The organism is Streptomyces hirsutus, assembly GCF_001418415.1.
Classification (GTDB): Bacteria; Actinomycetota; Actinomycetes; order Streptomycetales; family Streptomycetaceae; genus Streptomyces; species Streptomyces hirsutus.
Genome location: NZ_LIQT01000456.1, coordinates 1 through 11,389, shown reverse-complemented (window position 1 = coordinate 11,389; position 11,389 = coordinate 1). Strand labels below are relative to the sequence as shown.

The window sequence follows — 11,389 nt, the reverse complement described above, 5'->3', positions numbered from 1 at the left end:
GACCTGCCGGTCATGACCGGCGACGAGGTGTGCCGACGGCTGCGCGAACTCACCGACCCGCCGCGGATCCTGATGCTGACCGCGGCCGGCGAGATCACGGACAAGGTCTACGGACTCACCGCTCTCGGCGCCGACGACTACCTGACCAAGCCCTTCGACTTCGCCGAACTGGTCGCCCGAGTACGGACGCTCAGCCGTCGCGCGCCCAAGTCGCCACAGGTGGCGCTACGACACGAGGGCATCACCCTGGACCGGGCGCGGCACGAGGTGTCCGTGGACGGCCGGCCCCTGGAACTGACACCCAAGGAGTTCGCGGTCCTGCACCTGCTGATGGAGGCGCGAGGGGCGGTGGTGCCGCACGGCGAACTCGTGCGCACCGTCTGGGACGAGAACCTCGACCCGCGCACCAACGCGGTAAGGGTCGCCGTCAGCCGGCTGCGCCGCAAGCTGGGCGACCCCGGCCTCATCACCGTGGACAAGGGGCAGGGATACCGGCTGTGCGACTGAACCCGCGGACGCTGCTGCGAGGCATGCCGTTCCGCGCCCGGCTGGCCTTGGCCTTCTCCACGCTCTTCCTGCTGACGGGTGCGGCACTGCTGACCTTCGTGGTGCTGCTCGCGCGCTACGGGACGGCCCGACAGGTCGAAGCGATCGAGATCACCAAGATCGACGCGCCGAGCGGCAGCGAGTTCTCCGGCGAGTCCTCCAGCGGGTACGCGCAACCCACTGACCCTCAGGGCACTCTTCCGCCGCCGGGCACGACCGACGACGGCGTCGCCTTCGTCCGCCAGATCGACCAGACCGTACAAGCGGTGCAGGACACCGCCCTGCGGCAGATGCTCCTCTGGTCGGCCGTCGGACTGCTCGTCACGACACTGTTGGCCGGACTGCTCGGCTGGTGGCTGGCCGGGCGGGCGCTCAGGCCGGTCGCCGCGATGACGGAGACCACCCGCCGGATCAGCGAGCACAACCTGCACCAGAGGCTGGCGCTCACCGGCCCCGACGACGAACTCCACCGCCTCGCTGACACCTTCGACACCATGCTCGACCGGCTGGAGAAATCGTTCGAGAGCCAGCGGCGCTTCGTCGCCAACGCCTCCCACGAACTCAGGACACCCCTCGCGGTCCAGCGCACCAGCCTGGAGGTCGGCCTCGCCGACCCCCTCCCCGACGGCCTCGCCGAAGTGCGTGAGGACCTCCTCGCCGCCAACCGCGAGGCCGAGCAGCTGATCACCGCACTGCTGCTGCTCGCCCGCAGCGACCGCGGCCTGGAGGAGACCGAGACCGTGGACCTGTCGGCCGCGGCCCGGCTCGTGGCGGCCGAGCTCGCCCCACAGGCCGAGGGAGGCCAGGTGGACATAGCCGTGACGTCGGACCGGCCGCTCACCGTCCTGGGCGATCCACTGCTGCTGCGCCACCTGCTGACCAACCTCGTCCGCAACGCCATTCAGTACAACCACCCCGGCGGCCGGGTCCGGGTACGGCTCGAAGGCCACACGCTGACCGTGACCAACACCGGGCCCCCCGTGCCCGCCGACCGGATACCGGACCTCTTCGAGCCCTTCCGCCGCCTCACCCAGGACCGCGTCGGCACCACTGGCCACGGGCTCGGCCTCGCCATCGTCCGCTCCATCGCAGAGGCCCACGGAACCGAGGCGACGGCCGAACCCGGCCGGCCGGGCGGCCTCACCGTCACGGTCCGCTTCCCATGACGCATGACGCAGCCCCGTGCCGATGTGGCCCGACCGCATGCCCGACCACTCAATCCACCCGTGTGTGAGCGGACTACGCCGTAACTCCCGCGCCGGCCGCTCCCACTGCCCGGGCTCGGAGTCCTGATGCCACTGATCCCGGCAACGCCTTCTTCGGCGATGTCGCAGAGGTCCTGGCCAAGGCTCGGTCCGTCAACGACGCCAGCGAGCAGCTCACCGCAAGGCGCGCGAAACACGGGCCGTCCGGCCAGGGAAGCAACTCCTCGGCCAGCAGCGATCCGCTGGACAACACGGGGTCTTGGCGCGCGAGGACGCGCCGCGGTAGCCACCCAGATTCCTTCCGGCTCGCCCGAGGAAGCATCGGCAGCAGGCTGGGACGGCGTCTGGCAGCTGGATCCGGGGCGAGTGAGGTTGAATGCCGTCGGCGGTGTCACGCCGCCGACGGCGCGGGTATGTGCGAGGGGTGGGGCGAGCCGGCCATACGGCGAGGTTGCCTTCAGGACCGGTCGTCGGCGTCCGACTGCGTTGCGCGGTAGCGGACGGGCCAGTCTTCCACCTTCACCAGCAGGCCCTGGCGTGCGAGGTCGCGGAGGATGTGGCGGGTGTTCTTCTCCTGGGGGTCGTGTCCCGCGTCGCGTAGAGCGCGCAGGCCGCGGTTGGTGTCCCAGTGGCCCCCGTAGGTGCGCACCGCCTTTTCGAGGTCGGCGCGTTGGCTGGATGTGCCGGCGGTCGGTTCGGTCATCGTGCTGGTCCTCACGCCTGTTCGGTTGCGGCGGGTGCGTGTTCGCGCCTCGTGTGGTTGGCGATGCTCGCCGGGGCGCCGACGTAGGCGCACGACGGGCACTTCCGCCATACGCCCTCGGACACGGCACGTGCGCTCACCGAGTGGCCGGGGCCGTATCCGTGTGCATGCAGCAACTGGGCGACGGACGAACCATATTCGGCTGCGAGCAGGGCAGCCTCCGCCACCTTGTCGTGGCCCTGTGCGAAAAAGGAACCGGCACCGACCTTCTTGGCGCAGCCGCACCAGCAGGTGCCGGTCGGGGTGAGGTGAGGGAGAGGCGGCATGCCGGGCTTCGTCGTCATGGCGTCACGGTAGTTCAGGGGCCTGGCATACCAGGGGGTTTGCGGCGAACTCCGTACGTGGGGAGTGGTGCGTCGCTGCCCGGCGTCAGCCTGCGCCTCATCGGTCATGCGATCGGGTGATGAGCTCGAGAGCGGGCACTGGTGCTGTCCGTGGGCCGTTGGATCCAGCGACGAGGGATTCTCGTTCATCCCTGTTCGTCATTGTTCATCCCTAGAACGAACTACGGGAGCACATATGGGTCTCTCCTTTCACCGCAACCCCGACGGCACGACCACCGGGCGCAACGACGCCAGCGGGTTCACCGTGACGCACGCCGACGAGGAGGAGGTCGAGCGGCAGCTGTACGAGGACGCCGGTTGGGAGTACACGCCGCCACCGCCTCCGGTCCCGGCCGGGTTTCATCGGTTCTCCCTGGTGCACGAGGAGTTCGACGCGGCCGGGTTCGGGGACGAGCGGTACGCGGGGCTGCGGGAGCGGCCGCCGGACGGATGTCTGCCGGTCGACCGGGGGAGCCTTGCCCTGGAGTGCGAACGGCCGGGGAAGACGCTGCTGGACGCGGTCGCCGGCACCGTCGCCCAAGTCCGGCGCGAGCACGGGCTGGTGATGAACAGCCTGGGGATCGAGAAGCCCCAGGAGTGGCTCGGGGACGACAGGGACGGGTACGCGGCGCAGATCGCCGCACACCTGCTGCTCGCGGGCGTACACCGTGCCCGGTTGCTCGGCTACGGGCGCAAGCACCTGGTCCGACTGCTCGACGCGACCGGCGTCGAGTAGCCGGACGCGCGACCGGCATCGAGTAGTCGGACCGGGGACAGTCGGACCAGGATGAGTGGTGCCGAGGGGCGGCGGCGTGTCAGAGGAGCAGGGTCGCCGGCCCCGGGACGTACTCCGGGTCCACCTGGGCGGCCAAGTCCTCGCCGGTGCGGGCGTCGGCCCAGGAGCGGGCGTTGCGGAGGTGGAACTCCACGGCGTGGCGGTGCAGGCGGTCCCAGTCGCGGGGGTGGGCATCGACGGCCTCGCGCATCACCGTCAGGGCGTGACGGTTGTGCGGTTCCAACGTGCCGAGGGGGTCCGAGGTGTTCGGGCCGGCCGGTGCGGCCCGCCCCTGTTCCGCCGCCCGTACCCAGTCCGAGTGCACGAGGTGGGTCAGGAGGTCGTCGCCCACCTGTTCCTTGAGGAAGAGGAGGTCCTCCTCGCAGGTGACCTTGTTGCCGACGACCGCGATGCGGATGCCGAACTCGCGGGCGTGGTCCCGGTACTGGCGGTAGACGGAGACGCCCTTGCGGGTGGGTTCGGCGACCAGGAAGGTGAGGTCGAAGCGGGTGAAGAGGCCTGAGGCGAAGGCGTCGGCGCCGGCGGTCATGTCGACCACCGCGTATTCGCCGGGGCCGTCGATCAGGTGGCCCAGGTACAGCTCCACCGCGCCCAGCTTGGAGTGGTAGCAGGCCACGCCCAGGTCGTTGTCGTCGAACTCGCCCGTGGCCATCAGCGGGACGCCGCCGGCCCGGGAGACGTGCCGCGTGTGCAGTTCGTCGTCGCCGAGCAGGCTCAGGAGGCGTGAGCCGCGGCCGGGCGGAGTCGTCTTGATCATCGACTCGGTGGAGGTGATGCGGGGGTTGGTGCCGCGCAGGTACGCCTTGATGTCGTGCAGGCGCGGGCCCAGGGGAGGGGGTGCCACCGGGGTGTCCCCGGCGGGGGCGAGTGCCTCGGCCAGGTGCTGGTTGATGTCGCCGTCGATGGCGAGCACCGGGGCTCCGGCGGCGGCCAGGTGACGGGAGAAGAGGGCCGACATCGTCGTCTTGCCGCTGCCGCCCTTGCCGACGAACGCGATCCTCATCGGCACCCCACCTTTTTGAAAACGAATGTCATGTCGCTAGGTTGTAGGGGTGTGGTCGCGACGGTGTCAAATCCTTCGGCGCATGTCCCGGCCGCCCCGCCGCGAGGTTCACCCGAATGATCGATCGTGGGGTCTTAATGCATAAGGCGTGCAAGTGCGTGACTGCATCATCAGGACCGCGGGTCCGGCGGACCTCGACCGTGCGCGAGCCGTGATGCTCGACACCGTCTACCGCGACTTCGGCACCGGGTACGTGCCCCGCTGGCACGGCGACATCATCGACCCGGCCGCCGCCTACCTCGCCCCGCCGCATCACACCCTCCTCGTCGCGATCGACCCCGAGGGCGACAACGGCGACGGCAGTGGCGACGGGAGTGGTGACGGGAGCGGTGCCGGTGACGTCGTCGCCACCGCGGCGCTCGACTCCCGGGGTCCCGCCCACCCGCCGAACCCGCGGGAGCTCGCCGAGCGGTACCCCTCCGGCGAGACCGCGCAGGTGCGGCGCGTGTACGTCCGGCCGGACCACCGCAGGCGCGGGCTCGCCCGGCGCCTGGTCGACGAGCTGCTCGACTTCGCCGCGGCCGATGGGGGCTACGGGTCCGTGTACCTGCACACCGACCCGTCCGTCCCCGGCGCCGAGGCCTTCTGGCGGTCCCTCGCCAAGGTCGTGCACGATGAGCGCGAGGACGCCGGCGGCGGCAACGGCGTCGTCCACTTCGAACTCCCGATGGGACGGTGACCGGTGCGCCGGCTTCCTTCGCGGCTGCTCGCCGCCCTCGCCGTCACCCCGTTCCTGGCCGGCTGCTTCGCCTCCGGAGGCGGTGACCCCACCGACGGCGACGGCGGCGACGCCACGAGCGGCTCCCGGCTGCGCGTCGCGCTGGCCTTCCCGCCCGCCGAGCAGCTCTCCCCGTACGGCGCCGACGCCACCCTCCTCAGCCGACTCGGTGTCTCCGAAGGGCTGACCGCGATGGACGCCAACGGCTCCGCCGCCCCCGGCTCTCCCCCTCCTGAGGCTGCTGATCCTCACCCAGCTCGCCTTCAACATCGGCTTCTTCGCCGTCCTGCCCTTCCTCGCCACCCACCTGGGACGGACCGTGGGCATGGCGGGGTGGCTGGTCCTGGCCGGTGTCACGGCGGTGGCGGGGCTGCTGCCCCGGCGCGGGTGACGGGACACCTCAAGCCCGTTCGATCCTCCCCGGCCCCCGGTGCCGCCGACGCGGACCGCACGGTGTCTGTCGTCGGCGCGGTACCGTGCCGTGCCGTGCGGGGACTCGCTCCCCGTTGAGGCATGCTGTACGCATGCGTTCCGAAGCCATAGCCCAATTGCACGACATACGCGAGCTGTTGGCGTCCATCCAGGAGCCGTCCAGTATCCGCCGTGCCGCCGAGCTGGAGGGCGCTGCCGAGAAGGTCGCCTCCTGTGCCGCGGACCTGGTCGACGTCGAGGTCCCCCGCGACCTTCAGCTCCGGCTCGCCTTTGCCGTCAGAGCCCTTCAGGGCGCGGAGAAGGCGGCTCGTACCCACCGCCGCAACCCGCTGACCCGCCCGCTCTCCCATGCCCGCTTCGCACTGAACACGGGCAAGGCGGGCGGCTGGATCCACGGCACTCTGCAGATCCTGGACCCCGAGAACACGCCCCCGTCCCCCTACGATTCGGACGAGGCGAACGCCGGGTAACCGACCGCAGGGCCCGCGCCGGCCACCGCGGCCGACCGGGCGTCACTGTGCGACGAGCTCCCGCGTCGGCCGCTCGACGTGGGCCTGCCGTACCCGCGAGGTCCGCCACAGCCACAGCACGTCCCGGCCGAACGACCACACCAGCAGCCCCAGCGCCAGCGCCGCCACCCCGACGTTGACCAGGTGCGGCAGCAGGTTCGCGCCCGCCACCAGCAGGAGCACGCCCTGGAGCGCGGCCACCGTCTTGCGGGCCGTGCTCGGCGGCAGCGCGGCGTTCAGCCACGGCCACACCCGGGCCGCGGCGACGAAGACGTACCGCATGCCGCCGATCAGCAGCACCCAGGGCCCCATCGCCATCGACACGTACACGCTGAGCACCAGGATGAGGAACGCGTCCACCTCCATGTCGAAGCGGGCGCCCAGCGGCGTCGACGTGCCCGTCCTGCGCGCCACCTTGCCGTCCACCCCGTCGAGGATGAGGGCCACCGCGGTCAGGCCGACGAACAGGGTGACGGGCGGTGAGTCCTGGAAGGAGTCGGCCACCAGCGCGGTCACCCCGCCGACCAGGATCGCCCGGCCGAGCGTGACCCGGTTGGCCGCGCCGAACGAGCGCAGCCGGGACCGGTGCAGGGCCCGGGAGAGCACCGCCCAGGTGGCGATCGCGAACGCGAGGCCGGTCAGCCAGCCCGCAGGGCCCATGCCGATCGCCGTACCGAGCAGCGCCAGCAGCAGGACCTGTATGCCCGCCCCCACGGCGGTCTCCTGCTGTACGAGCCTTGCGTCGTAACTGTTGTTCAGGGCCACCGAACACCCTCCGGCCGTGTGACAGAGTCGATCAAGGCCGCTACCTTGTGCGCGGCCTGTGCACCTCTCGGTACGCGTGCAACCTGCCGATCGTTCAGGAGGAATTCGATGAACCGCGCCGCTCATGCGTTCTGGCTCGACTCGCCCGGCCGGGGTGAGATCCGGGAAGTCCCCCTGTCCGGGCCGGGCGAGGACGAGGTCCTGGTGCGCTCGCTGTACTCCGGTGTGAGCCGCGGCACGGAGACCCTCGTCTTCCGCGGCCAGGTGCCCGAGAGCCAGCACGCCGCGATGCGCGCGCCGTTCCAGGAGGGCGACTTCCCGGGGCCGGTGAAGTACGGCTACCTCAACGTGGGCGTGGTGGAGGAAGGGCCGAGGACACTCGTCGGGCGGACGGTCTTCTGCCTCTACCCGCACCAGACCCGCTACGTCGTCCCGGCGAGCGCGGTGACCCCCGTGCCCGACACCGTGCCCGCCCGACGGGCCGTGCTCGCCGGCACCGTGGAGACCGCCGTCAACGCCCTGTGGGACGCGGCGCCGTTGATCGGCGACCGGATCGCCGTCGTCGGCGGCGGCATGGTCGGCAGTTCGGTCGCCGCGCTGCTGGCACGCTTCCCGGGCGTACGGGTCCAGCTCGTCGACGCCGACCCGGCGCGCGCCAAGACCGCCGAGGCACTCGGCGTCGGCTTCGCGCTGCCCGGGGACGCCCTCGACGGCTGCGACCTGGTCGTGCACGCCAGCGCCACCGAACAGGGCCTCGCCCGGTCCCTCGAACTCCTCTCGGCCGAGGGCACGGTGATCGAACTGAGCTGGTACGGCGACCGGAAGGTGAGCCTTCCGCTGGGCGAGGACTTCCACTCACGGCGGCTCGTCATCCGCAGCAGCCAGGTCGGCACGGTCTCCCCGGCCCGCCCCGGCCGCAGCTACGCCGACCGGCTGGCCCTCGCCCTCGATCTGCTGGCCGACCCGGCCCTGGACGCGCTCGTCACCGGCGAGTCGGAGTTCGCGGAACTGCCCGCCCTCATGCCCCGCCTCGCCTCCGGCGAGATCCCGGCGCTGTGTCACCTCGTGCGGTACGGCGAGGCCGACGCCGTCTGACTCCGGTTCAGGCCGGGTGAGGGGCTCAAGTCCGCCCCGAGAACAAGCCCCGGGCCCTGACCTGAGAAAAGACACACCTGACGCTGAACGCCGGGAGGCGTACGGCCGTACTACCCGGCATCCCCGGCGGCGATCAGCCGGGGAGCAGACGCGCCGCACCTGGAGGGTCGTCCGTTGTTCAGCATCACCGTCCGCGATCACATCATGATCGCCCACAGCTTCCACGGCGAGGTCTTCGGACCGGCCCAACGCCTGCACGGGGCCACGTTCCTCGTGGACGCCACGTTCCGGCGCGAACAGTTGGACGAGGACAACCTCGTCGTCGACATCGGCCTGGCCACGCAGGAACTCGGGGCCGTGGCCGGCGAGCTGAACTACCGCAACCTCGACAGCGAACCCGACTTCGCGGGGATCAACACCTCCACGGAGTACCTGGCCAAGGTCATCGCGGACCGGCTCGCCGAACGCATCCACAAGGGTGCGCTGGGGGAGGGCGCCAAGGGCATCACGGGGCTCACCGTCACCCTGCACGAGTCGCACATCGCCTGGGCGAGTTACGAGCGTGCGCTGTGACCGAGACAACCATCGACACGACCATCGACGTGACCGGCCAGGCCGTCGACCGTGCCCGCCTGGACTACGTTCCGCTGCAGTCCTCGGCCCAGGCACCCGCACCGACCGCCGCCCAGGCACCTGCCCCGTCCGCCGCCGCCCAGGCCTCAGCCCGATGGAACGGGGGGATCATCCCCATGTCCCTGCGCCGTGTGCACTTCCTGATGCCGGGCGGCGTCGACGACCCGTCGGTGCCGAGCGGCGGCAACGCGTACGACCGGCGCGTGTGCCTGGACCTGCCCGGATTCGGCTGGCAGGTGGAGCGGCACGCCGTGGCCGGCGACTGGCCCCGCCCGGACGCCGCCGCCCGGGCCGCGCTCGCCCGCACCCTGCGCGAACTGCCGGACGGCGCCGTCGTCCTGCTGGACGGGCTGGTCGCCTGCGGGGTGCCCGAGGTCGTCGTCCCGGAGGCGGAACGGCTGCGCATGGCCGTCCTCGTCCACCTCCCGCTCGGCGACGAGACCGGGCTCGCCCCGGCCCTCGCCGCCGACCTGGACGCCCGCGAGCGCACGGTCCTGCGCGCGGTGCCCGCCGTGATCGGCACCAGCGACTGGGCGGTACGCCGCCTGGTCTCCCACCACGGTCTCGCGCCCGACCGCGTCCACGTCGCCGCTCCCGGCGCCGACATCGCGCCCCTCGCCTCCGGCACCGACGGCGTCTCCCGCCTCCTCTGCGTCGCCGCCGTCACCCCGCGCAAGGGACAGCACCGGCTGGTGGAGGCACTGGCCGCGGTGTCGGACCTGCCGTGGAGCTGCGCCCTGGTCGGCGGGCTCGCCCACGACCCCGAGTACGTCACCCATCTGCGGTACCTGATCGGCAAGCACGGTCTCAAGGACCGGCTCGAGCTGACGGGGCCGAAGGCCGGCGCCGAGCTCGACGCCAGTTACGCCACCGCCGACCTGATGGTCCTCACCTCGTACGCCGAGACGTACGGCATGGCGGTCACCGAGGCACTGGCGCGCGGCATCCCGGTCCTGGCCACCGATGTCGGCGGCCTGCCCGAGGCGGTCGGCCGCGCCCCCGACGGAGGGGTGCCCGGCATCCTCGTCCCGCCGGAGAACCCCGCCGCCATCGCCGTCGAACTGCGCGGCTGGTTCGGTGAGGCGGACGTCCGCCGCCGGCTGAAGGCGGCCGCGCGCGGCCGGCGTGCCGCGCTCGGTGGCTGGGCGAGCACCGCACAGAGCCTGGCGACGGTACTGCGCCGGCTTCCTGCCGAACCCCGGAGGGCCGCATGACCGACCAGGCGACGACACAGCAGACCGGCAGCGGCACCGACGCGGTCCCGGCCCAGCCCGGTCCCCGGTACGAGGACACCCGGTCCGTCATCCCCGGCGCCGGCCCCGCACCGCGACCCGGTGAGCGGGCCACGCTCCGCTTGCGGGGGACCGGCACCGACACCGACACCGAGCCGGACGAACCCGCCCGGTACGCGCCCGAGTGGCTCCAACTGCGCGAGCCCGCCGACGCCTTCGCGCGGGCCCACGACCTGCTCGACCCGCTGCGCATCCGGCTCGCCAACCTGCCCCGGCGGGCCGACGGTTTCATCATCCACGACATCGGCTGCGGCACCGGCTCGATGGGCCGCTGGCTCGCGCCCCGCCTGGACGGCGCCCAGCACTGGGTCCTGCACGACCGGGACCCCTACCTCCTGCACTTCGCCGCCGTCGCCTCCCCTCGGTCCGCCGCCGACGGCAGCCGCGTCAGCGTGGAGACCCGGCGCGGTGACGTCGCCCGGCTCACCGCGGACGCCCTGGCCGGCGCCTCCCTGGTGACGGCCTCCGCACTCCTCGACGTCCTCACCCGCGAGGACGTCGACGCCCTCGCCGCCGCCTGTGCCGGAGCCGGCTGCCCGGCGCTGCTGACGCTGTCGGTGGCCGGACGGGTCGAACTGACCGCACCGCACCCGCTGGACCAGGAGATCACCGAGGCGTTCAACGCCCATCAGAAGCGAGGCGGACTGCTCGGCCCGGACGCGGCCACCGCGGCCGCGGAGGCCTTCTCCGAGCACGGGGCGACCGTACGGATCGACTCGAGCCCCTGGCGGCTCGGCCCCGAGCAGGCCGGGCTGACCGCGCAGTGGCTGCGGGGCTGGGTCGGCGCGGCCGTGGAGGAACGCCCCGAACTGGCGGAGCCCGCGGGCCGTTACCTGGCCGAGCGCCTGGAGGCCTGCGCCGCGGGCGACCTGCGGGTCGTCGTCCACCACAGCGACCTGCTCGCCCTGTGCCGGCCGGTGGGCGGCGCGGCGTGACTGCCCGGGCGGCGGAGACACCGGCACGGGGCACGCCGGTCGCGAAGCCCGCGGCCTCGCCGACGGGGGCGGGGCCGGGGAGGGGAGCGGAGCCGGAGAGCTCCCCGCCGAACCCCGAACGCACCGGCGACGGCACCGCAACCGGCCTCCGCGCCCTTCTCGCCCGGCTCAACACCCCCGCCGTACGCACCCGGCTCGGCACCCTCGCCGGCGTTGTCATCCTCGCCGTGCTGCTGTGGCGCCTGGGCACCGGTGTCTTCGTCGACGGGCTGCGCCGGATCGACGGGCCGTCCCTGCTGGTGGCACTCGGGATC

General features: G+C 72.4%; 13 protein-coding genes and 2 pseudogenes. 11 read left to right on the top strand and 4 right to left on the bottom strand.

All coding sequences use genetic code 11. The features are described 5' to 3' along the window. Together AOK11_RS30480 and AOK11_RS30475 are read left to right on the top strand one after the other, a co-directional pair. On the top strand, positions 1-507 hold a 507-nt coding region (locus AOK11_RS30480; RefSeq protein WP_055596924.1), incomplete at its 5' end, for a response regulator transcription factor. Next, a complete protein-coding gene (locus AOK11_RS30475) occupies positions 498-1,712 on the top strand; it encodes a sensor histidine kinase (RefSeq protein ID WP_055596921.1) in 1,215 nt (404 codons plus the stop codon). The genes AOK11_RS30480 and AOK11_RS30475, both read left to right, overlap by 10 nt. Positions 1,713-2,208: 496 nt before the next feature. On the opposite strand, the gene AOK11_RS30470 is transcribed toward AOK11_RS30475, so the two are convergent. After that, entirely contained in the window at positions 2,209-2,454 is a 246-nt protein-coding gene (locus tag AOK11_RS30470; protein ID WP_240497552.1) for a hypothetical protein, read from the bottom strand. 11 nt (positions 2,455-2,465) lie between these two features. After that, the gene (locus AOK11_RS45575; RefSeq protein ID WP_240497551.1) at positions 2,466-2,798 is read right to left on the bottom strand and encodes a hypothetical protein; all 333 of its coding nucleotides are present in this window, start codon (positions 2,796-2,798) and stop codon (positions 2,466-2,468) included. Positions 2,799-3,033: 235 nt separating this feature from the next. Between AOK11_RS45575 and AOK11_RS30460 the strand changes: the two genes are divergently transcribed. Beyond that, the gene (locus AOK11_RS30460) at positions 3,034-3,573 is read left to right on the top strand and encodes a hypothetical protein (protein WP_055596920.1); all 540 of its coding nucleotides are present in this window, start codon (positions 3,034-3,036) and stop codon (positions 3,571-3,573) included. Positions 3,574-3,652: 79 nt separating this feature from the next. Here the strand turns inward: AOK11_RS30460 and AOK11_RS30455 are convergent, their stop codons facing one another. Beyond that, positions 3,653-4,636: an ATP-binding protein gene (locus tag AOK11_RS30455; protein WP_055596919.1), complete on the bottom strand. Its 984-nt coding sequence runs from the start codon at positions 4,634-4,636 to the stop codon at positions 3,653-3,655. Positions 4,637-4,790: 154 nt separating this feature from the next. On the opposite strand from AOK11_RS30455, the gene AOK11_RS30450 reads away from it, so the two are divergent. The 3 genes and pseudogenes from AOK11_RS30450 to AOK11_RS30445 all read left to right on the top strand — a co-directional run bounded on the left by AOK11_RS30450 (position 4,791) and on the right by AOK11_RS30445 (position 6,316). Then, complete coding sequence (locus AOK11_RS30450; RefSeq protein WP_079035183.1) at positions 4,791-5,375, top strand: GNAT family N-acetyltransferase; 585 nt, start codon at positions 4,791-4,793, stop codon at positions 5,373-5,375. Positions 5,376-5,378: 3 nt separating this feature from the next. Then, positions 5,379-5,633, top strand: a pseudogene (locus AOK11_RS45570) (ABC transporter substrate-binding protein); the annotation flags it as partial. Positions 5,634-5,938: 305 nt separating this feature from the next. Next, positions 5,939-6,316, top strand: a complete 378-nt coding sequence (locus AOK11_RS30445; RefSeq protein ID WP_157869481.1) for a hypothetical protein — start codon at positions 5,939-5,941, stop codon at positions 6,314-6,316. 42 nt (positions 6,317-6,358) lie between these two features. On the opposite strand, the gene AOK11_RS30440 is transcribed toward AOK11_RS30445, so the two are convergent. Continuing rightward, a complete protein-coding gene (locus AOK11_RS30440) occupies positions 6,359-7,120 on the bottom strand; it encodes a CDP-alcohol phosphatidyltransferase family protein (protein WP_055596916.1) in 762 nt (253 codons plus the stop codon). 108 nt (positions 7,121-7,228) lie between these two features. On the opposite strand from AOK11_RS30440, the gene AOK11_RS30435 reads away from it, so the two are divergent. The 5 genes and pseudogenes from AOK11_RS30435 to AOK11_RS45565 form a co-directional block, all read left to right on the top strand. Then, positions 7,229-8,215 carry a zinc-dependent alcohol dehydrogenase gene (locus tag AOK11_RS30435; protein ID WP_055596915.1) on the top strand — a complete coding sequence of 329 codons (987 nt, stop codon included), beginning with the start codon at positions 7,229-7,231 and terminating at the stop codon, positions 8,213-8,215. Positions 8,216-8,389: 174 nt separating this feature from the next. Further along, the gene (locus AOK11_RS30430; protein WP_055596914.1) at positions 8,390-8,788 is read left to right on the top strand and encodes a 6-pyruvoyl trahydropterin synthase family protein; all 399 of its coding nucleotides are present in this window, start codon (positions 8,390-8,392) and stop codon (positions 8,786-8,788) included. Then, complete coding sequence (locus tag AOK11_RS30425; RefSeq protein ID WP_420903029.1) at positions 8,785-10,062, top strand: glycosyltransferase family 4 protein; 1,278 nt, start codon at positions 8,785-8,787, stop codon at positions 10,060-10,062. Before AOK11_RS30430 ends, AOK11_RS30425 begins: the two co-directional genes overlap by 4 nt. Then, positions 10,059-11,075 (top strand): class I SAM-dependent methyltransferase, encoded by a 1,017-nt coding sequence (locus AOK11_RS30420; RefSeq protein ID WP_055596912.1) that lies wholly within the window; start codon positions 10,059-10,061, stop codon positions 11,073-11,075. The genes AOK11_RS30425 and AOK11_RS30420 overlap by 4 nt, the downstream gene beginning before the upstream one ends. After that, a pseudogene (locus AOK11_RS45565) lies at positions 11,072-11,389 on the top strand (lysylphosphatidylglycerol synthase transmembrane domain-containing protein); the annotation flags it as partial. The gene AOK11_RS30420 and the pseudogene AOK11_RS45565, both read left to right, overlap by 4 nt.